We start from the raw sequence: 22,242 nt of genomic DNA on the forward strand, positions 1-22,242 counted from the left end.
GATTTATGATTTTAAAGATTGATTCAACAAGTTGATGATGGTCTGTATTTGCCGGTCGATGTCTTTAATTCGACCGATACTGAATATGATGGTGCGCTTTCGTCCGTCCGTAAGGTCGTCCCATATACGTCGCGCATTTTCGTCTTGCTCCAGCAGGACCTCGAGCACCTCAGACATTTCGACGCCCAAGGGTAGCGGGTGCTCTTGAACGGTGTATTGAACTGTTTCTCCAATGTCTTTGCCCACTTTCTTGCGGTTCCGCTTAGCGAACATGAAAAAGTAGTCTCCGTCCCCAAAACTGGTGAGCCCACAAGGCAGCTCCACCATATCTTCTACCACCACCAGCAATCGCGTGCGGTTCTTCTTGGGCAATTGAGCCACAATGCTTCCCGGAACGCGGAGTCCGGCATATGAGGACATGGTTCCGCCCAGCTGTTCAATGGGTCCTTCGAGATGAAACACCCCATCCATCAGTAGCGTACTACGGCAATGCTGTCCTGACTCAGTCGGACCTTGAGCCAACGAGCCATTTGTTCTTCCATCTCTTGCATGTCTCGACTTCGAGTCCCTTTTTGCCATTGCACCATGAGTAGGCAAAGAGTATCGGTTTGAGCGAAGTCGGTCCCGTAGGCCTGGCCAAAACTGAAGCGTTCCAATTCTTCGTACTGAGCCTTGAGTTCTCGACCAATGGTTTGGAAGGGGAGCGTGTCCCGAACGATGTAGGCCAACTGTTCTTCAAGTTCTTGTATGCGGACTTCACGCTCGGCCAGGGCCTCTTGATTCTTGGAATACAAGTCGGAGAAGGTTTCCGCTCTAAAGTCATTCAGCACCGATTGGTAGTGGTCAGGATCGAACTGGGAAGACTGCACGACCTTGAGTTGTGCCTTGTCCAGCTGGTATTCCGGAAGGCGGGCAACCCATTGCTCCTTAACCGATATGGGTACACTTTTTCCACCTTCAAAAACGACAATGATCTCTTGTTCTTCTGCGGTATACTCCAGCATCCGGTCCGTAACGAGGTTTTCATCGTACTTGATCACTTCGCTGATGAAAACGTTTGCTCGGCGGTAGAAAAGAGACTCTTGGACCACGTTGTAGAAGATCCACAAAGAGGGAAGGATGATCAGGATGGTGAAAACGAGAATCAATCGACGAGCGCGGCGTTCTTTGGTGGGGTCCAAGAAATCGACCATCGGGAATCGCAGATAGCGAACGATGATGACCGTGGCCAAACAGATAAAAATGGAGTTGAGCAGGAAGAGGTAAAAAGCACCAAAGAAATAGTTCAGCTGACCGGTCGCCAGACCAAAACCCGCGGTACACAGTGGTGGCATCAAAGCGGTTGCGATGGCCACGCCGGGGATTACATTGCTCTTTTCTTTTCTCGAGCCCGCCATGATTCCCGCCAAACCACCAAATAAGGCAACAAAGACGTCGAGCAAGGTAGGATTCGTCCGGGCCAATAGCTCTGATTGTGCATCGCTCAATGGAGTCAAAAAGAAGTAACTCGTGGAGGTCAGAATCGCTATGACCACCATAGTGGCAAAGGAACGAAGCGATCTTCGCAGAGTACTGACATCATTGGTTGCAAGGGAAAGCCCGACCCCGAGGATTGGACCCATGAGGGGGCTGATTAACATGGCTCCAATGATGACCGCTCCTGAGTTGGTGTTGAGTCCAATGGAAGCGATGTAAATGGAGAAGATTAGAATCCAGACATTGTGACCCTTAAAGTCAATGTCTCGTTTGATACCTGCTGTCGTGTTTTCAGGATCGGTGCCCTCGTGGATATCGATGGTCTTCCGGGCATAGGCCAGAAACATCAGAAACAGGCGACGCGGTCCGTGCGTCACTTTTTCTTGAACCTCTTTTTCTTGGGATTCATCAGCCATGAAGGAAAGATACTCTTTTCTTCTTTTTGGCTGAGCGGGGCTTTAGACGTATTTATCGCCCTTTTCAATTTTGGCTTCGGCAACGAATTGCTTGATCATCTGCTCGTCTTCTTTCTTGCAAATCAACAAGGCATTGTCGGTATTCACCACGATAAAGTCCTCCAAGCCTTGAATGACCACGAGTTTATCGCCTGACGTACTGACCATGTTCCGTTTGCTGTCGTACAGCATGACCTGCTTGGCCCCAACGACGGCATTTCCTTCACCATCGCGATCAACATGCGTATAGAGAGAGCCCCAAGTTCCTAGGTCAGACCAACCAAATTCGGCCGGCACCGTGTAGACGTTCTTGGCTTTTTCCATGATGCCGTAGTCAATGGAAATGTTCTTGCACGTGGGATAGATGCGACCGATGAATGCCTGTTCATCAGGAGTATTCAAAGCGTCAACTCCTTCCTCAAAGAGAAGTCCTACTTCGCTCAGATGCTCGTTGAAAGAGCTGATAATGCTCTTGGACGACCAAATGAAAATACCACTGTTCCAAAGGAAGTCGCCGCTTTCGAGGAACTTCTTAGCCAAGTCAAGGTCCGGCTTTTCCGTGAAGGTCTTAACCTTACATACTTCGTTCGAGTCCAGGATTTGGTCTTCGTTGTACTGAATATATCCATAACCCGTATCAGGTCGACTCGGGCGAATACCTAAAGTCAAAAGGGCATCATTGTTGGCCGCCGTATCCAAAGCGAGTTCGATCACGCGGACAAATTCATCCTCTTTCAGGATGAGGTGATCAGACGGGGCAACGACAATGTTGGCCTCTGGATCCAATCCGTGAATTTTATACGCCGCATAGGCCACACATGGTGCAGTATTTCGCCGGGCTGGTTCGAGGAGGATTTGATCATCACCCATTTCCGGAAGCTGTTCTTTGACCAGATCCCGGTATTGTTCGTTGGTCACTACAAACACTTGCCCTTCGGGAGTGAAGCGTCGCATGCGCTCGTAGGTCTGCTGGATCAGGGTTTTGCCAGTCCCGAGTATATCGAGAAACTGCTTCGGATTCGTGGTTCGGCTCATGGGCCAAAAACGACTGCCGATACCGCCAGCCATGATGACACTATATGTATGGGTGTTCATCGCAATGGTTTTGATGTGGCAAAACTAAGAAAATCAAGAGACGATCGGGGCTAGACCGGGAACTAAAAACCATCGACCCGAGCTGATTTCCTGACACTTATACCGCGTTCGCTGCTTCGGACCCCGTCGGAACCTTCGACCTCCTGGGAGCTCGAATTCCTGGCCCTCCAGCAACATGGATACCGTAGTCACGTCATCTTCTTCGTCGTAAACCCGGAAGGCTTGAACCAATGTGGGATCGCTGAAGGTTGATGCCTTGGGCTTCCTCAAGTGACGTTGCCAATGAGCTCGAAGCTCCTGTGGAACGTATTCGACCTCTGTCAATGGCCACATTAGATTTTGAAAGGTCTGTTTCCATTCAGGACCATGAGGGGCGACACGCTGCCTATAGGTCTCATACACGTGAAGATGGGCGATTTCGTGAACGAGTACCCAGAGAAAATGAAATTCATTGAGGTTGCCATTCACCGAAATTTGATGCCCTCTTTTCCCGGGACGGAAATCCCCAGTTTTGGTCCTTCTGGCACGTGAAACGCGCACATCGACCCGAAAGGGTCTCAGTAATTCGCTAACGTAGTTTTCCGCCTGCGGCGGGATGTGGGAGCTCCATGCCATTTAGGCGAGCAATTGATAGGTGATTAGGCTGGCTACGTAGGCCATGGCACCCATGAAAAGGAATTGGGCCAAGGGCCATTTCCAGCTTCGCGTCTCCCGACGCACAACGGCTACCGTACTCATGCATTGAAGCGCAAAGGCGTAGAAGACCATTAGGGATAATCCCGTAGCAAGGCCATATTGTTTCTTCCCGGTGATGACGTTTACTTCGTCTTGCATTTTCTCTCGAATGGAGCTTTCGTTGTCTGGATCTCCCACACTGTAAATGGTTGCCATAGTACCTACAAAGACCTCTCGGGCCGCGAAGCTCGTGATCAAGGCGATTCCGATCTTCCAATCGTAGCCCAAGGGGCGGATCGCTGGCTCGATGGTCTTGCCAATGATTCCAGCATAAGAAGCTTCCAGTTTTTCACTGCCCATAGCTGCGCGTAGACCTGCGTCGAGTTCACCGTCTACGGCCAAAGCCTCGTATTTATCATTGATCTTGGCCATTCGCTCGCCAGGGCCATAGCTCGACAAAAACCACAGCACAATGGAAATGGCCACGATGATCTTACCTGCATCAAACAAGAAGATGCGTACTTTCTCAATGAGTGTGAATCCAATAGTTTTCCAATCGGGCCATTTATAGCCCGGGAGCTCCATGACAAAGAAGCTGCGATCGGCTTCGTTCAGCCAGAGGTTGAGCAAGAAGGCTACGACGATGGCCGCGACAAATCCGAGTAGGTAAAGTCCCATGAGGATAAGTCCTTGGACATTGAATATCCCCCATTGTGCATCACTGGGGATCACCAGGCTGATGAGCAGGGTGTAGACGGGGAGCCGAGCGGAACAGCTCATTAATGGAGTGATCAATATGGTGATCAAGCGCTGTTTCCATCCGCTAATGCTTCGAGTGGCCATGATGGCTGGAATGGCACAGGCAAAGCCGCCAACCAAGGGAATCACGCTTCGTCCATTGAGTCCAAAACGCCTCATAAGTTTGTCCATCATGAAGCTCACTCGGGACATATATCCGGTGTCTTCGAGGAGGGCGATGAAGAAAAAGAGGAAGGCGATCTGAGGTACAAAAACAACCACACCACTCAAACCAGCGAGTACACCGTCGGTGAGTAGGCCGGAGAGAATTCCCGGTGGTAGGGAGTTGGCGAGGTATTCGGTCATGCTGGTAAATACGTATTCAATCCATTCCATGGGAAGAGTTGCCCAACTGAAAACAGCTTGAAACATGACAAATAGAATACTCAGGAATATAACATAGCCCCAGACTTTGTGGGTGAGGACGTTGTCAATTCGTTCTGTTAAATGCTCACGAGTACTCTTGGACTGGCGGACATTTCTCGCGATAATTCCAGGGATGAGCTCGTAGCGCTTTTTGCTTTCGTCCGCTTGAAATCTGTAGGGCTTAAACTCGTGCTCCACAACGAGTTCCTGAATCCGTTTGCTGCGCTCCGGGTGATCCTTGAAATAGCTGATGAACTTGTAATTGCACGCAACCTGAAACGCGGCATAATCACTGTTCACGTTAACGGATTCTCTAACGCGTTCCAGAAGCTCTGGAGAGAATTCACCGACCTTGATGAAGTCTTTTTCAGGGGCCTGAGTTTTAATCGCCAGGAGAGCCTTAAGCTTGCTCAGGTCACTTTTCTTTCTTGCATTCATAAGGACCACAGGCACTCCCAGTTCTTTTTGAAGGCGAAAGAGATCAAAGGTGAGTCCGTCCTTTTCTGCTAAATCCCCCATGTTCAAAACCAGGATGGTGGGCAGGTTGAGTTCGATGACCTGCGTGGCTAAGAAAAGGCTTCTCGTCATGTTGGTGCTGTCGGCCACCACTATGACCTGTTCTGGGTAGTCTGGATTTTCTGGATCACAGAGCACTTCGAAAGTGACCAGCTCGTCTACGGACTTTGGATAAAGGCTATAGGTTCCAGGAAGGTCAATGAGTTCGAACCTCTCCTTTTGACCTTGGGCATTCTGAATCGAGAATGATCCCATTTTCTTATCTACAGTAACCCCAGGAAAGTTGCCTACCCGCTGATTCAAGCCCGTTAAAGCATTGAATAGCGTGCTCTTTCCGCTGTTGGGGTTCCCTATGAGGGCGATCTTCTTGCTTCCCTTGGCCAATCCTTATTGAATTTTTTCAATCTTCACCGCTTCTGCTTCATCGAGCCGAAGGGCGAGAATACTGCTTCCAATTTTGATGGCAATAGGATCACCCGCAGGAGCGCGGCGAACCAAAGTCACCAATTCATTTGGAATCATGCCGAGTTCCATAAGCTTGAGTGCGATATCTTCTTGATCGTAGGATTTGATCAAGGCTCGGTCACCCATGCGGAGTTCAGCTAGTGTCAAAAGCAGTTATTTAGATTGATTCTAAGCGGCAAAAGTAAGCAATTGACCGCAAATCAAGAGAGCCTTGAATCAGCTTTTTAACGGCGCTTCGGCGCTTTGGTTCATGCCGAAGGTTGGGCAATCACAACCGCGCTTTCCTGCAGAGCACGAAGAGAGAATTAGGGTCCCCAAAAAGAGGACGCTGAGAATAAGTTTTTGGATTGACTTTCGTTCCTTCAAGACCATGTAAAGTAATCGCTTATTTTAGCGTAAAATTATTGGAATGAATTTTTTCTTCCACGTTGGAAGGTACTTTTTCTTACTCTGGCGAGTGCTGCGCATCCCGGAAAAGTGGTCGGCATTTCGCAAAGAGTTGTCCCGCGAAATCTGGGACATTGGAGTAAGCTCTCTGGGTATCGTCATATTCATCTCCATTTTTGTTGGCGCTGTTGTTGCCCTTCAGCTGGCCTTTAACATTCAGGACAGTCCATTTTTGCCGAATTGGTACATAGGATATGGAACGCGTCAATCACTGGTATTGGAGTTTTCACCAACTATGATTTCTCTGGTATTGGCCGGAAAAGTAGGCTCCAGTATATCCTCGAACATAGGGACCATGCGCAGTTCAGAGCAGATTGACGCCCTTGAAGTAATGGGTGTTAATTCAGCACAGTTTCTGATTCTTCCCAAAATCATTGCCTCGATCTTTTTTAACCCTCTATTGATCATCTTGAGCCTTGCTGCTGGTATTCTCGGCGGTTTGGCTGCCGGACCTTTGACGGGTTTGTGGACGGTCGGAGAATTTGTCGATGGCGCTACCTTAGAGTTTAATGCCTACAGCTTCACCTATGCCATGATCAAGACGATCATTTTTGCTTTTGTGATTGCTACAGTCAGCTCCTATCATGGATACTATACCAAAGGAGGTTCTTTGGATGTAGGACGTTCCAGTACTCAAGCGGTGGTCTACAGTTCCATCACCATCATTATTCTGAATTTCGTCTTAACACAGGTTCTGCTATGATCACAGTAGATAACATTACCAAGAGTTTCGGCGAGAAACAGGTTTTAAAGGGGGTAAGCGCTCAATTCGCTGAAGGACAAACCAATTTGATCATTGGTCAAAGTGGATCGGGGAAGACCGTATTTGTGAAAAGTATGGTCGGCCTTCATGAAATAGACGGTGGGACCATTTCATACGATGGACGCGCTTTGAATGAAATGGACTACGATACGCGAAAGCGTCTTCGCCAAGAAATGGGAATGGTGTTTCAGGGCGGCGCCTTGTTCGACTCTATGACCATTCAAGAGAACGTTATGTTTCCTTTGAACATGTTCTCCGACATGTCCGAAAGCGAGAAACTCGATCGAGTCAATTTCTGTTTGAAGCGGGTCAACCTTGAGAAAGTCAATCAGCTCAGGCCGGCAGAAGTCAGTGGAGGAATGCAAAAGCGCGTGGCTATAGCGCGCTCAATAGTTATGGAGCCCAAGTACCTCTTTTGCGATGAGCCCAACAGTGGATTGGACCCTCAAACGGCGATTGTCATCGATAATCTTATCCAGGAGATTACACACGAGTTTAACATTACCACCGTGATCAATACGCACGACATGAATTCGGTCATGGAGATTGGAGAGCATATCGTCTTCATTAAAGAAGGATATAAGGCTTGGGAAGGGAATAGTGAAGAGCTTATCAGTACAGGGAATGAGGCCGTAAGCAACTTTGTCTTCAGCTCAAACCTCATGCGGAAGATTCGAGCGAAAATTTAGCCTGGCAAAAATCAAATCATAAAAAAAGCCGCTCCCATCAGGAGCGGCTTTTTTCAATGTGTTTGGGCTTGCTTATCGAGTCAAGACCATTTTCTTAGTAACGGTTCCACCGTTCACGTTCAAGCTGTAGTAGTAGATACCTTCAGCCAATCCTGGAACCATCAACTTGATGGTGTGGGTTCCGGGCATTTGCTGACCTGCTTCAGTTGAGAAAACGACCGCTCCAGTAAGGTCATACACCTCCAAAGAAACATTGGCACTGTTGTCCAAAGTGTATTCGATGTTGGTGAATTGGCTAAATGGATTAGGGAAGTTTTTCACTTCAGTCAAAGCACTTGGCAATTCCTCTACCGAGATATCATCCTCAATGGTCAAAGAAACACCGAAGTTGATGTTTTGTGTAAAGTGCTCTCCATCAATTCCTGGATCGTATGCGTTGTTCTGGTTGCAATCGTAGTAGATATCTCCTCCTGCTGCTTGAGGCAATAGTCCAGCGAAATCATACTGAGACAACAAACGGAAGCTGTTGTTTGGGAACAAAGACTCTAATGCTTTAGGCGTAGTACCCGTGCAGATTCCGTCTTCGTAGAAACCAGCAACGATTCCGAAGGTGTCCAATTTAGATCCAAAGTAGTTCACGCGAACACCGAAAGGCTCGTTCAACGTCAAGTTTGGAAGGAACGGACGGAAAACTGAGTTCGTCCAGTTGTCTCCACCGGTAAAGCTGGTGTCCGTAGTGATTGACTCTTCCCAAAGAACGTTGGTCGTTGGGCGACCCTGTCCGTCCAAGGAAACGATTTGTACGTTCACCGTATCCAACTGGCCACTGTTGTTCTCATGACCCATTTGAATCCAAACCGTATCGACAGTAGCGCTGATTACGTTACTCCAGTCAATAACACTTGTTCCGTTTGGATCATCCCAAGCTTGAAGCGTTGGATAGGTTACAATAACGTACTGGAAGTTCAAGTCTGCAGAATCCCCGCGAGAGTGAAGGTCCCAGATGAATTCAGTTTGTGGTGTACCGTAGATCTCTCCTTCGGTAGAACCATACCATACAAACATCTCGCTGATACCTCCGCGGTATTCAGTAGAGGCCTTTGGATTAAGGCTGTTCATACGTTGTGTTGGTGTGAGTTTGACCTCACCTGCAGTCTGGCGGTATTGACCGAAAGCTGCAACAGTTGCCATCATTACGACAGCTAAGAGTACTGATCTTTTCATAATCGTAAAAAATAAAAGTTAAAAACCCGAGGTAAAGATAAACAATACCTCGGGCTTTTGTTCAAAGTTTGAGCAATGTTATAGGGTCACCAGATTACGTACAAAGGTGTATCCTAAGAACAAGTGCCATCCCACGCGAGTCGTTGGGCTAAACTGTGGTTTTGATCCACCAAAAACGTATGGGTTTGTTGGAGGTACCGCACCGTTGATTCGCTGCGTGTGCTCATAAGCATTTTGCTTAGAGACGTAGTTCACTTTGTCGCGATTGACATTGTGATCTGGCAATGTTTTAGAAACGAAGCTGTTTCCTTCGTGCCCTTGGTTCCACGTAACGTTGGTTTGTGCAAATGCAGAAGTTAATAGGAGGGCGAATACTGAGGTTAAAATTGTTTTGCGAAGCATGATAATGAGTGTTAAGTGTTTCTGCCATAGAATAGTCAACCGGCGTGCCAAGAACATAAACACCTGAAAATCAGAATAATAAAGTTCATACCACAATTAAAAAGTGTTCCTTTTTGAAACAAAAATGTACTGGAATGGAACACTTTTTGGAGGTGATTGAGCTTGAATTGAGCTCGCTTCAGGCCATTTAAAGGGTGTTGTTTCATTCTGAATCAAATAGAATGAACCCGTTGGAATTAGATTAAATGGAATTGAACCATATAGAAATGGATCAAATTGGGGTGGGTCAAAAGTTGGTGTACAAAAAAAGGAGCCCTGAGGCTCCTTTTCAAAGTGTGTTAAGTGTGTTGGTCCTTATAGGGTCACCAAGTTGCGAACAAAGGTGTATCCAAAGAACAAGTGCCATCCCACGCGAGTCGTTGGGCTAAACTGTGGTTTTGATCCACCAAAAACGTATGGGTTTGTTGGAGGCACGGCACCATTGATTCGTTGCGTGTGCTCGTGAGCATTTTGCTTAGAGATGAAAACCACCTTGTCTTTATTGACATTTTGATCTGGCAATGTTTTCGATACGAAGCTGTTGCCTTCATGCCCTTGATTCCACATGACATTGTTTTGTGCAAATGCGGACGTTAATAAGAGGGCGAATACTGAGGTTAAAAGTGTTTTACGAAGCATGATAAAGAGTGTTAAGTGTTTCTGCCATAGAATAGTCAACCGGCGTGCCAAGAACTTAAAGTGTTGATAATCAGTATACAGGGGTTTGTGCCAGAATTGAGAAGTGTTCCTTTTTGAAACAAAAATGTGCTATTATGGAACACTTTGGAACAGGTTTGTGGGGAGCTGGCGTAAAAAAGGTTGAATAGCCGAAGAGGATGTTTCAGATAGGTACAAAAGCAAAGATCCACCCGCGAAGGTGGATCTCTGATCTCACTGTATATTAACCCAAACTTACACTGAGAGGAAAACCTGTCGTCTGGCTACAGACGTTCGTGTTAACGAAAGGTCTACGATTGCTACACCCGACTAAAGCCAATTGCCGTGCCAAAAAGTATAAGAAGTTGAAAATCAAGGGAAAACAAAAAAAGAGGCCCGGAGGCCTCTTTTGTAATTGTATCAATTCGAAACACTGAGTGTTCCATTTGCGAACATTAAGCCATGCTTTCTGCCGTTTCTTGCACATAGGCCTCCATGGGTTCGCAAGAACACACCAAGTGTCGATCACCATAGGCTTGATCGATCCGTCGCACAGTTGGCCAGAATTTATTGTGCTCTATCCAAGCGAGAGGAAAAGTTGCCTCCTGGCGGGAATATGAATGATTCCATTCACTGGCCATAGCCATCTCCAAGGTGTGTGGCGCATTCATCAGCGGATTATCATCTTTTGGTACGCGATCCTCTTCCAGGGCTTTAACTTCCTCGCGAATCTGGATCATGGCATCGCAGAAGCGATCCAATTGATTCTTCCCTTCGCTTTCCGTAGGCTCGATCATCAACGTACCGGCAACGGGGAAACTCACAGTAGGTGCGTGGTACCCATAATCCATCAATCGCTTCGCGATATCGGTCACTTCAACTCCGGAAGCGGCCTTGAAATCGCGACACTCCAAAATGAACTCGTGAGCGCAACGTCCATTCTCGCCAGAGTAAAGGATACCGTAGTGCTCTTCCAAACGCGTTTTGATGTAGTTGGCGTTGAGGATGGCATACTCCGTACTTCTAGTCAAACCCTCGGGCCCTAGCATTCGGATGTAGGCATAACTGATCAACAAGATCAGTCCGCTTCCCCATGGGGCGGCACTCACCGCGCTCATACCGTCAACTCCACCGACTCGAATCATGACGTGACTTGGCAAAAAGGGTACCAAGTGCTTGGCAACACAGATAGGACCCATTCCAGGACCGCCTCCACCGTGTGGAATGGCAAAAGTCTTGTGCAGGTTCAAGTGACAAACGTCTGCGCCAATCATTCCCGGGCTGGTCACCCCGACCTGGGCATTCATGTTGGCCCCGTCCATATAGACTTGTCCACCGTGCTGATGAATGATGTCGGTGATCTCGCGTACGCTGGCTTCGAAAACTCCGTGCGTGGATGGATAAGTGATCATCAATGCGCTCAAGCGGTCGCTGTACTCTTCGGCCTTGGCTCGAAGGTCTTCAACGTCGATATTACCGCGCTCATCACAAGCGACAACCACTACCTTCATTCCCGCCATAACTCCAGAGGCCGGATTGGTTCCGTGGGCACTGTTAGGGATTAAGACAATATCTCGATGATAATCTCCACGACTCCAGTGGTACTCGCGAATCACCATGAGTCCGGTATATTCTCCCTGAGCTCCAGAATTAGGTTGCAGTGAAGTCGCTTCAAGACCGGTGATTTCGGCGAGGTAGCGCTCCAACTCGCGGAACATTTCCTGATAGCCTGCCGCCTGCTCTACTGGAGCAAATGGGTGAATATTCGCCCATGTTGGCCACGTCAACGGAATCATTTCCGTAGCCGCGTTCAACTTCATGGTACAGCTACCCAAAGCGATCATGCTGTGATTCAAAGACAAATCTCTGCGCTCCAATTTCTTGATGTAGCGCATCATATCGGTCTCCGAATGATACTTGGTGAAGATGTCGTGTTCCATAAAGGATGACGTACGCTCTAATCCTTCTCCGAGTTTTGTGCCTAACGGCACGATGGCTTCTGGCACCTCCACAGATGCCCCTTTGGCCGTTGCAAAAATCTCTAGTATTTCTTGAACGTCGCTCAGGCGAGTGGTCTCGTTCAACGCGATGGAAACCGTGCGATCATCGACGTAGAGGAAGTTCATTTCATGCTCTTCCGCCAATCGTGCAATCGGCTGTGTTGAATCGCCCGTCCATAGCAGGGACTCGCCCAAGTCAATCGTCAGGGTGTCGAAGTAATTCTCGTTTTTAATGGCATAGCCCAAAGAGGTCAAGCCTTCGGCAAGGGCACCAGCCAGGCCGTGAATTTTTCGCGCGATGTTGCGCAGTCCGTTGGGCCCGTGGTGCACCCCGTACATACCGGCCATAACGGCGAGCAGTACCTGTGCCGTACAAATGTTGGAGGTGGCTTTATCGCGTTTGATGTGCTGTTCGCGGGTCTGCAAGGCCATGCGTAACGCAGGCTTTCCGGCAGCATCCATAGATACTCCGATGATTCGACCAGGAACGTGACGTTTGTAGCTCTCTTTCGTTGCGAAGTAAGCAGCGTGTGGTCCACCATATCCTAAGGGGATTCCGAATCGCTGTGTGGTACCGACAACCACTTCCGCTCCCCACTCTCCCGGAGGGGTCAACAGCACCAAGCTCATGATGTCCGCGGCAACGGCCAAGGCCAATCCAGCTTCTTTCATTTTCTCCGACCAAGCGCGGTAATCGAATACTTCTCCACTACGTCCTGGATATTGAACCAAAGCGCCGTAGAATTCATCGGTCGGTTCGAAGGTGCGGTGATCGCCGACGACGATTTCAATTCCAACCGGAACCGAACGCGTCATCAAGACGTCCAAGGTGTGGGCAAAGATCTCTTCAGATACGAAGAACTTATCCGCTCCTCGTTTTTTCTGATCACGAGGGCGAGCAGCGTGAAGCATGGTCATGGCTTCTGCCGCCGCAGTTGCTTCATCGAGCAGTGATGCATTGGCGATTTCCATTCCGGTCAACTCCATGATCATGGTCTGGAAGTTGACCAAGGCCTCCAATCGACCCTGTGCAATTTCAGCTTGGTATGGCGTATAGGCCGTATACCAACCCGGGTTTTCCAAGATGTTGCGTTGGATCACTCCAGGAAGGATGGTGTCATGGTATCCGAGACCGATGTAGTTTCGGTGCAGGCGATTCTTTTCACCAAGCTCGCGAGCGTGGTTCATAAATTCATATTCAGACAAGGCGATCGGCAAGTCCAAATCCGCCTTTGAGCGGATGCCATCGGGCACGGTTTCGGAGATCAATTGCTCCACTGAATCGGCGCCAATGGTTTCCAGCATTGCGGCCACGTCTGCTTCGCGTGGGCCTACATGTCGGTACAAGAAAGAATCGGTGTTCATATCTTAGCTGAATTAAGACCGCAAAATTACAAAATGTACCAGCTTCCACGCGTCGGACGTTACTTCGTTTACACGAATATTTTCGTGGCGCTCTGTACGGCCGCTCTGGTTCATTCGTCGGTCATTTTGCTGGACTTAACCAGTTCGCGCATCACTTGGTTCACCTTCTTTTCCACCTTGGCGTCGTACAATTTCATGCGACTCTATCAACTCCTAGATCTCAAGGAGGCTCCGAAGGCTCCTTTACACCGCTGGATCAATGAACATCGACTCTTGATAGGAGCCCTAGTCGTGATCGGTTTGTCCGGATCGGCCTATCATTTTTTTCACTTCGAGCGCTTGACTCAGTGGTTCATTATTCCACTTGGGGGGCTCTCCTTTTTATATGCGGTTCGCTTGCCCGGAAAAAAAGGCCGACGACTGCGCGAAGTGCCGGGATTCAAAATCTTCATGATCGCGCTTTTGTGGTCTCTTGTGACCGTTACTCTGCCCGCCATAGAAGCTGGTGCATTCGGTAGCGTTGAGGGGGCCTTACTGACTGCTGAGCGTTTCTTGTTCATTTTTGCCATCACCCTGCCTTTTGACATTCGGGATTTGCCCTTTGACGGCAAAGAGCTCCAGACCATTCCTCAGCGCTATGGAATGAATGGGGCCAAGGGAATTGGACTCTTCGCCATCTTGATCATGGACCTGCTCATTGTCTGGCAATGGGGCCGAGGGTTTTATACGCTGCCCGAAATGATCGCCCTGATCGGCGTTGCGGAATTGGCCGCCGTTGGCCTATTTATGTCGAATCCCGACCGACCAGAGCCTTATTACAGCGTTGGAATAGAAGGCTTGAGCTTGCTTTGGTTGATGGCGCTGTGGCTGGCTCAGTTGTTTTGAAGTTTCCTACTTTTAAGGCCTCAAACCTAAGCTGAATGGACTACCAGTTTTCCCTCGAATTTGCCCGTGAACAAGATCGATTGGACCCCTTGGGCCATTTTCGTCAGGAGTTTTACTTCCCACAGCACGGAGGGCAGGACGTTGTCTATCTCACGGGAAACTCCTTAGGTCTTCAGCCGAAGAAAGCCAAGGAGTACATTCAGCAGGAATTGGATGATTGGGCGACCTACGGCGTCGAAGGCCATTTTCAGGCAAAACGCCCCTGGATGCCTTACCACGAATTCTTTTTGGAGAGCCTAGCTCGACTGATGGGAGCCAAGCCGAGTGAAGTCGTCCCGATGAATGGCTTGACCACAAACCTTCATTTATTGATGGTCAGCTTTTATCGGCCCGAAGGGCCAAGAACCAAAATACTGACGGAAGCCAAGGCCTTCCCAAGCGATCAGTACGCGGTGGAGTCCCAATTGAAGTTTCACGGTCTAGATCCCGAAGAGCATTTGATCGAGGTTGGGCCCAGGGAAGGGGAACACCTGATTCGCGAGGAGGATCTTCTCCAGGCCATTGAGGAGAATGGGGGTGAATTGGCGCTGCTTTTTATCGGTGGAGTCAATTACTACAGCGGCCAGCTCTTCGACATGGAAAAAATTACGCGCGCTGCACACGGCGTTGGAGCCCGCGTTGGCTGGGACTTAGCGCATGCGGCAGGGAACGTTGATTTAAAATTAAATGAATGGGGACCCGATTTTGCTGCGTGGTGTAGTTATAAATACTTAAATTCAGGTCCAGGAAGCGTCTCCGGAATCTTCGTCCACGAACGCCATCACGCAGATAAAGCATTACACCGTTTTGCGGGTTGGTGGGGCCATAACAAGGAACGCCGTTTTCTAATGGAACCCGGCTTCGAACCAATCGAGTCGGCCGAGGCCTGGCAGCTCAGTAACGCCCCGGTCTTTGCTATGGCGCCCCATCTAGCTTCCCTCCATCAATTTGATCAAATGGATTTTGCCCTACGGGCCGATAAGCGACGAGACCTCACGGGTTACCTCGAATATGTTATTGATTCAGTCGCCACGGCCCACCAAGCTTCCTTCGAAATTATTACACCGCGTGAGGTGACTCAGCGCGGTAGTCAGCTCAGCGTGTTGATGCACGGTCAAGGGAAAGCGCTTTTTGACAAGCTCACCGAAAAAGGTGTGATTGCCGATTGGCGGGAACCGAACGTTATTCGGATGGCACCTGTTCCGATGTACAACAGCTACGAAGACATTTACCGCTTTGGCCAATACTTGGATGAAGCGCTCAACGAATTAAAATCCTGAACCATGGGTCAGAAGATCAATATTAGCGGAGCCGGCTTGGTCGGATCTCTATTGTCTATTTACCTCAAAGACCGCGGTCACGATGTGAACATCTACGAACGTCGGCCCGATATGCGAGCAACGGACATTTCTGCCGGAAAGTCCATCAACTTGGCCATGAGTGATCGAGGTTGGAAGGGACTAGAGGGTGCCGGAATCGCGGATGACGTGCGCGATGTGGCCATTCCCATGTACAAGCGTGTCATGCACGCCAAGGATGGAACCTTGACGGACCAAGCCTACGGGAAGGAAGGCCAGGCGATTTACAGTGTATCGCGCGGTGGGTTGAATGCCCGCCTTATGGACCTCGCGGAAAAGAAAGGAGTCAAACTCCACTTCAACCAGAAGTGCACCAATGTAGATTTAGATACTTCGACGGCGCATTTTGAATCCTACGAAACAGGAGAGCGCTCCATCGTTGAAGGGGATGCCCTCTTTGGAACAGATGGAGCATTTTCAGCGGTGCGCGCTGTGATGCAGAAAACCGATCGCTTTTCGTACGAACAGCAGTACATCGAACACGGCTATAAGGAGCTGAACATTGAACCCAATGAGGACGGTACCCACAAGCTGGAAAAGAACGCCTTGCACATCTGGCCGCGGGGGCATTACATGCTCATCGCGCTTCCCAATACGGACGGAAGCTTCACGTGTACGCTCTTCTTCCCGTACGAAGGAGACCCCAGCTTTGATACGCTGAATACCAAGGATGAGGTGCGTGCCTTTTTCGAGGAACAGTTTGCAGACGTCATTCCCTTGATGCCAGACTACGCCGATCAGTATTTTGAGAATCCAACAGCGAGCTTGGTCATCATTCGCTGCTTCCCTTGGAGTCGCAACGGAAAAGTATGTTTGATGGGAGATGCTTCGCATGCCATCGTACCGTTTTACGGGCAGGGGATGAACAGTGGTTTTGAAGATTGCTCCGTTTTTGCCGAACTCTTGGATATTCACGGTGATGATTGGGCCAAGGTCTTTCCGAAATTTGAAGCCTCGCGCAAACCTAATGCAGATGCTATTGCGGATTTGGCTATGCGCAACTTTGTCGAGATGCGCGACTTGACGGGTGACCCAGAATTCTTGCTTCAGAAGCAAATCGAGGCGCGGTTCTACGCCAAGTATCCGGAAAAGTGGATGCCGCTATATTCCATGGTCACCTTTAGCCATATTCCATATTCCGAGGCCTTAGCAGAAGGAAAGCGTCAAGACAAGATCATGGCGCAAATTATGGCCATGCCCGCCATCCATCGAATGTGGGACACCATTGAGGTGGAAGAGAAGATGCTCGAACTCTTAGAAGAGTACGCTTAACCCAATGGGGTTTATTCCATGATGATCACGCGCTCGCGCTTGATCTGATCCCCATTGCTGCCCTTGACCACTAGTACGTAGTGACCGGCAGGTAGATGAGCCGTATCGAACGAAAAGCGATGCGCTCCAATGGGTGTTTGTCGCTTTAGAAGCACGTCCGAAAACTGTCCATTCACGCTTACAATTTCGAAGGTCAGCATCTGCGCCGAAGCCAATACGAATTCAATATAGAAGTGGTCCGCGCTGGGGTTTGGGAATAGAATTCCTTCAAACGTCTCATCGGGAATTGTCGGAGGAAGGTCAATGGTCGGTGCGTGTAAATGTCCGGCTCTGGTTCCCGTGACCTTCCCAAATCCAGAACGCCCATAACTTCCCGTAGCCCACACGGCTCCTGGATTGCTGTAATCCCTTTGAGCACCTGTATAGTCTCCCCAGCGTTCGTTGATGCTGGTCAAGACATTGACTACACCATTTCCTTTCAAAATGGGTGTGATTCGGCTGTACTTTCCGGCGTTGTCGTAGTAGATGGCTCCGAAGCTGGCGTACTGAGTTTCTCCGCTGTAGAGAAAAGTAAGCATGGCATCGTTTTCCAAGAAGCTCTTTCCGGTATAGGTCAAACTGGAGTAAGCCAAATCAATGGTGTCTCGAGAGATCACATTGGCCCAAGTTTCATACGATCCGGTGGAGATATTTTTGATTCCGCCATGGTAGATTCCCGCGCTGTTGTTGGTGAAATCTCGTGTATTCAGAACAAACTGGATTTGATCGTTCTCCATGAAGGCGTCTTGGACGCGGCCGTCATTGGTGTCAAAAGTAGGAGAACCTTCTTGTCGCGCTTCAGGAGGAAGACCGTACGGATTTTCCATGACCACGGGAATGATCTCAAGATCGGGATCGCCAAGGCCGTGGTCAGTCACATGCACCAAGAATACGGTGTCGTTCTGAGGGTCTAGGTTACGCGTGTTCAAAAGATAGAAGTCCGGGCCGTAGAGCTCAGAGCCGCCTTGGACTCCGGTGTGGTTAAACATGGGCTGATTGCCGTATTCGAGATCGTAGTAATAGTTGCTTTCTGTCAACGTTCCGTCGTACATCTGTTGCAATGGCACTTGCCAAAATGTAGATTCTACATATCCACTGTTGTTGGATGAGCCATTGAAGAAGGTGTTGAAGGTGATGTACAGATCGTGTGTCGACAAGGAAATGTGCGGGTAATCGCTCCAAGTGTCGTTTTCCAGTGGATTGCCCGGTAAAGAATAGAGAAGCCAGTCATCCGATGGGTCCGGGCTTGCACTAACCGCAATAATGACTTGGCTGGTTTGATAGGTGAATCCATTGAGCCAAACGGCAATAAAGCGATCGGCGTCTGGGTCATAGACCACCCTTGGGTCGTACTTCGCGTTTCCGAAACCGAGATCAACACAGAATGAACCCAATGAGCTTTGCCATAAAGTGCTGTCTCCTTCTAAATCGTGACAGCGAATCCGCGAGTTCAACACGGTAATCATGTATCCATTTTTGGATACGGCGCCGGAGTTGTCATTGGGCACGCCGTCCGCAGAGTTGGCGGCCCACTCCTTGATCAGGATCGGTCGGTCCGCGGTATCGGTCAGCGATTGCCCGGAAGATTTGTGCGTCCCAAAGCGCGCGTTCGCCTTGATCTTGGCCAATTCTTTAGGGCTGACTTGCTTCCCAGGAGTAGGCTTTTCAAGGGTGATGAGTTGGGGCGAATAATCGACCCGTTCGGCCATGGGATTGACGCGAACGACCTTGGTCGGGGCCACTTTAATGCGTTTATGGCTAATCTGGCCGTAGGCCGAAAAAAAGAAACTCAAAGCGACAAACGAGAGAAGAAGTCTTTTCATGAAGTTAAAAATAGGGAAAAGCCAACATTTGACGCGTTTTCCACGTTTTTACCCATGCAACCCGCCGAGGATATTTGTTATCTTCGGTAGTTCACTGATCAGTACATTGCTCAAAAAGTTTTCGACATACCTGGTGCTCCTGGGCGTATTCCTGGGCAGCGGCTTCAGCGCCGCCGGTCAGTTCTATTACGGTATGCAACAAGAATTCGGTAAAAACCGTGTTCAATACAATGATTTTCTCTGGTCTTATTATCGCTTCGAGCGGTACGATGTATACTACTACAAGGAGGGAAAGGAGCTCGCTCAGTTCGCCGCTCGTGAGGTCAATGCGCATCTGAAGGAAATAGAGAAATACCTTGATTTTCCAGTCGATGATCGGCTTCAAATTCTGGTGTTCAACAACATGTCGGACCTCAAACAGAGCAACATCAATCTCAGTACAGAGGAGGACTACAATACGGGTGGGCAAACGACCATTGTAGGAACGCGCATGTTCGTCTACTTCAATGGGGACCACAATGACTTTATCCGGCAGATTAGGGCTGGAGTGGCAGAGATCGTGATTCAGAACCTGATTTACGGGGGTAGTCTGAAGGATGCGGTTCGCAGCAGTACCCTTGTTCACTTGCCGGAATGGTACACGGAAGGCTTGAAGAGCTTCATTGCTCAGCCGTGGAATGTGGAGGTTGACAGTCGCGTTCGCGATGGAATCTTGAGCAACAAGTACAAGCGATTTAATTCGCTGAGCGGTGATGATGCGCGCTATGCAGGACACAGCTTCTGGAACTATGTGGTGAATACCTACGGGGAGAAGGTGATTCCGCACATCCTGTTTATGACCATCATCAATCGGAATGTCGATTCTGGATTCTTGTTTGTACTAGGTTCATCATTGACTAGTGTAGCAGAGGATTGGATGGCCTACTACGAAAAGAGGTATGGCGTGCTGAAGGACTTCAAGCCGCCCGATACGGAAGAGCTAAAGAAGGCCAAAAAAGACCAGGTGTTATCGCAGTTCCGATTTAGCCCGACGGGGAGTCATTACGCCTATGTGCGCAATGAGTTGGGCTTGTACAAGGTGTACTTGGTCGATATCCGAAAGGACAAGAAAAAGAAGATCATCAAAAAGGGGTACAGGATTGCTCAAAACACGGATTACAGTTATCCGCTGTTGACCTGGCATCCGACAGGGAATTTCCTGTCGATGATTTACGAAGATAAAGGCTTGACGTTCTTGGGGATCTACGACCTGAGAAAGAAGAAATTTGAATCTCGTCCACTGTATACGTTCAATAAGATCACGGACATCTCCTATGCGCAAGATGGGCGGCGATTGCTTTTGTCGGCGATACGAAGAGGACAAACGGATGTGTACATCTACGATGTAGTGTCCAATACCTTTGAGCAGATCACCAACGATATTTATGACGACCACCACCCGAGATTTATCCTGGACGATCAGTTTGTGGTGTTTTCTTCAAACCGACTGGGCGATACACTGAACGTTCCCGACACCTTGTTTGAGTTCTCGCCGACCAATGACCTTTTCTGGTATGATTTGAAAAACGGTGGAGATCAACTGCGACGTTTGACCAACACGCCGCAAGTCAATGAAGAAGTGCCTTATGAATACCAGCCGGGGTATATAGCGTACTTGAGTGATCGAGGAGGAACACGCAACCGGCATATGGTGCACATTGATAGTGCCGTGGCCTATGTAGATACCACCACCCACTACCGCTACATTTACGACAATTTCCAGGTCACGAACTTCCCCTACAACATCATCCAGCAGTCCGGAAATGCGGAATCGAATCGATTGGGATTCATCCATTATGAAAAAGGTCGATTCCGGTTGAATGAGGAGGAGTTCATACCCGCTGAAGAATTAAGAGAAATTACCGCCACAGCGCCCTTGGTTGATCCAGCGCCAAGGCGCCGAAAGGAGTACAACTTTGAGGTCGGGGTGATTCAAGAGGTTCGCGAAGTTGATGTGGTCCGAGAAATTGACATCAACAACTACATATTCGGTGAAGAGGTCTACGAGCAATTCAATCAGACTCCCGAAAAGCCGAAGAGCGAATCCTCCGAGGAAAAACAAGTGGCGGACAATCGTTCAGACGTTCCCGAAGTTCAATTTCCCAAGGACAATGTGGCCAAAGCGGGCGCAAAGAACCCTCAGTTCAAGATTCCGCAAGCCCGTAATTATGTTACCGCCTTCTTTACCGATTTCTTTACGGCCCAGGTGGACAACAGCTTCATCAACGAAACCTACCAGCCTTTTACCGGTGGTCAGCCGCTCTTCTTGAACCCGAGCTTCAATGGTCTCTTCAAGATTGGTTTGGGTGATTTGATGGAGAACTACAAGATTATTGGTGCCTTCCGACTCTCCGTCGATTTGAACAACAATGAATTCTTCTTGGTCTTCAAGGATCTCAAGCATCGATTGGATAAGAGCTTGATATTGCACCGCCGTGGTCAGCGCGCGTTCTTGGACAACAACCTTGTGGTGAAAACGCAAACACACGAGGTGACCTACAAGGTCAGCTGGCCGTTTAGTGAAGTCTTTGCCGTCACGGGTTCGGGAACTTACCGCTTCGATCAGAACGTGCTTTTGGCGACGGATCAGGTCACCTTGGATCAACCTAATTTCCAACGCCAGTGGGTAACTGGGAAAGGAACTTTGGTTTTTGACAACACCATCAACAAGGGGCTCAACCTCTATGAGGGCTCTCGCTGGAAGATCTTTGGAGAGTACTACCAGAACTTGACTTCTGGAGGGCACACTATAACGGCAGGATTCGACTTCAGAAAATACACGCCAGTGCATCGAAGCATTATCTGGGCCAATCGATTTGCCGGAGGAAGCAGTTGGGGAAATGAAAAGTTAGCCTACTTCATGGGTGGGGTAGACAATTGGTTTAGCCCGCGCTACAATTTTGGCCGCAGTATTGACTTTAGTCAGAACTACGTTTTCCAGACCCTGGCCACTCCCATGCGTGGTTTTGTCCAGAACATTCGAAACGGTACTTCCTTTGCCGTTTTCAATTCGGAACTACGTATTCCGGTATTCCGTTACTTGTTCAATCGTCCTTTGCGTTCGGACTTCTTGACGAACTTCCAAGTGGTGGGTTTTGCTGACGTTGGAACCGCTTGGACGGGACTGACCCCATATAGCGAAGAGAATTTCTTGAATACGGAGACCATTGAACAAGGACCTATCTCAGTGAACTTGAACACGCAAGTGGAGCCCATCGTGGCGGGTTATGGTTTCGGTCTTCGAACCCGTATGCTCGGGTATTTTGTTAAAGCTGATTGGGGCTGGGGCTGGGAAGACGGCGTCGTACGTGACAGCATCTTTTATATATCTTTAGGACTCGATTTCTAAATCGCG

The 22,242-nt window shown here is 49.0% G+C and carries 17 protein-coding genes; 6 read left to right on the plus strand and 11 right to left on the minus strand.

The features are described from left to right. Positions 1-3 precede the first annotated feature (3 nt). From HZ996_05400 to HZ996_05425, 6 genes are read right to left on the minus strand one after another with little or no spacing between them, the layout of a single operon-like run. Positions 4-471 (minus strand): DUF1905 domain-containing protein, encoded by a 468-nt coding sequence (locus tag HZ996_05400; protein ID QTN38608.1) that lies wholly within the window; start codon positions 469-471, stop codon positions 4-6. After that, on the minus strand, positions 471-1,892 hold the full coding sequence (locus HZ996_05405) for a DUF389 domain-containing protein (GenBank protein ID QTN38609.1): 1,422 nt from the start codon (positions 1,890-1,892) through the stop codon (positions 471-473). The genes HZ996_05400 and HZ996_05405 overlap by 1 nt, the downstream gene beginning before the upstream one ends. Positions 1,893-1,934: 42 nt before the next feature. Then, entirely contained in the window at positions 1,935-3,026 is a 1,092-nt protein-coding gene (locus HZ996_05410; GenBank protein QTN38610.1) for a mannose-1-phosphate guanylyltransferase, read from the minus strand. A gap of 33 nt (positions 3,027-3,059) precedes the next feature. Continuing rightward, entirely contained in the window at positions 3,060-3,641 is a 582-nt protein-coding gene (locus HZ996_05415; GenBank protein ID QTN38611.1) for a SprT-like domain-containing protein, read from the minus strand. Beyond that, on the minus strand, positions 3,642-5,765 hold the full coding sequence (gene feoB / locus HZ996_05420) for a ferrous iron transport protein B (GenBank protein ID QTN38612.1): 2,124 nt from the start codon (positions 5,763-5,765) through the stop codon (positions 3,642-3,644). A 3-nt stretch (positions 5,766-5,768) separates the two neighbouring features. After that, a complete protein-coding gene (locus tag HZ996_05425; protein QTN38613.1) occupies positions 5,769-5,993 on the minus strand; it encodes a ferrous iron transport protein A in 225 nt (74 codons plus the stop codon). A 262-nt stretch (positions 5,994-6,255) separates the two neighbouring features. On the opposite strand from HZ996_05425, the gene HZ996_05430 reads away from it, so the two are divergent. Together HZ996_05430 and HZ996_05435 are read left to right on the plus strand one after the other, a co-directional pair. Next, a complete protein-coding gene (locus HZ996_05430; GenBank protein ID QTN38614.1) occupies positions 6,256-6,996 on the plus strand; it encodes an ABC transporter permease in 741 nt (246 codons plus the stop codon). Beyond that, on the plus strand, positions 6,993-7,745 hold the full coding sequence (locus HZ996_05435; protein QTN38615.1) for an ATP-binding cassette domain-containing protein: 753 nt from the start codon (positions 6,993-6,995) through the stop codon (positions 7,743-7,745). Before HZ996_05430 ends, HZ996_05435 begins: the two co-directional genes overlap by 4 nt. A 72-nt stretch (positions 7,746-7,817) precedes the next feature. Here HZ996_05435 and HZ996_05440 read toward each other — a convergent pair whose 3' ends face one another. The 4 genes from HZ996_05440 to gcvP all read right to left on the minus strand — a co-directional run bounded on the left by HZ996_05440 (position 7,818) and on the right by gcvP (position 13,432). Then, a complete protein-coding gene (locus HZ996_05440; protein QTN38616.1) occupies positions 7,818-8,969 on the minus strand; it encodes a T9SS type A sorting domain-containing protein in 1,152 nt (383 codons plus the stop codon). A gap of 78 nt (positions 8,970-9,047) precedes the next feature. Then, positions 9,048-9,371: a hypothetical protein gene (locus HZ996_05445; protein ID QTN38617.1), complete on the minus strand. Its 324-nt coding sequence runs from the start codon at positions 9,369-9,371 to the stop codon at positions 9,048-9,050. Positions 9,372-9,725: 354 nt separating this feature from the next. Further along, entirely contained in the window at positions 9,726-10,049 is a 324-nt protein-coding gene (locus tag HZ996_05450) for a hypothetical protein (protein QTN38618.1), read from the minus strand. 473 nt (positions 10,050-10,522) lie between these two features. Further along, entirely contained in the window at positions 10,523-13,432 is a 2,910-nt protein-coding gene (gcvP, locus tag HZ996_05455; GenBank protein QTN38619.1) for an aminomethyl-transferring glycine dehydrogenase, read from the minus strand. Positions 13,433-13,465: 33 nt separating this feature from the next. Here gcvP and HZ996_05460 point away from each other — a divergent pair, with 33 nt between their 5' ends. Genes HZ996_05460 through HZ996_05470 form a run of 3 tightly spaced genes read left to right on the plus strand, consistent with a single transcriptional unit; the run spans position 13,466 to position 16,986 of the window. Next, complete coding sequence (locus tag HZ996_05460) at positions 13,466-14,317, plus strand: hypothetical protein (GenBank protein QTN38620.1); 852 nt, start codon at positions 13,466-13,468, stop codon at positions 14,315-14,317. A 35-nt stretch (positions 14,318-14,352) separates the two neighbouring features. Next, positions 14,353-15,636, plus strand: a complete 1,284-nt coding sequence (kynU, locus tag HZ996_05465; protein ID QTN38621.1) for a kynureninase — start codon at positions 14,353-14,355, stop codon at positions 15,634-15,636. Positions 15,637-15,639: 3 nt separating this feature from the next. Then, on the plus strand, positions 15,640-16,986 hold the full coding sequence (locus tag HZ996_05470) for an FAD-dependent monooxygenase (protein QTN38622.1): 1,347 nt from the start codon (positions 15,640-15,642) through the stop codon (positions 16,984-16,986). 11 nt (positions 16,987-16,997) lie between these two features. On the opposite strand, the gene HZ996_05475 is transcribed toward HZ996_05470, so the two are convergent. Continuing rightward, a complete protein-coding gene (locus HZ996_05475; protein QTN38623.1) occupies positions 16,998-18,848 on the minus strand; it encodes a T9SS type A sorting domain-containing protein in 1,851 nt (616 codons plus the stop codon). 133 nt (positions 18,849-18,981) lie between these two features. Here HZ996_05475 and HZ996_05480 point away from each other — a divergent pair, with 133 nt between their 5' ends. Beyond that, complete coding sequence (locus HZ996_05480; protein QTN38624.1) at positions 18,982-22,236, plus strand: hypothetical protein; 3,255 nt, start codon at positions 18,982-18,984, stop codon at positions 22,234-22,236. Positions 22,237-22,242 lie beyond the last annotated feature (6 nt).

The sequence above is a fragment of the Cryomorphaceae bacterium genome (assembly GCA_017798125.1).
GTDB lineage: Bacteria > Bacteroidota > Bacteroidia > Flavobacteriales > ECT2AJA-044 > ECT2AJA-044.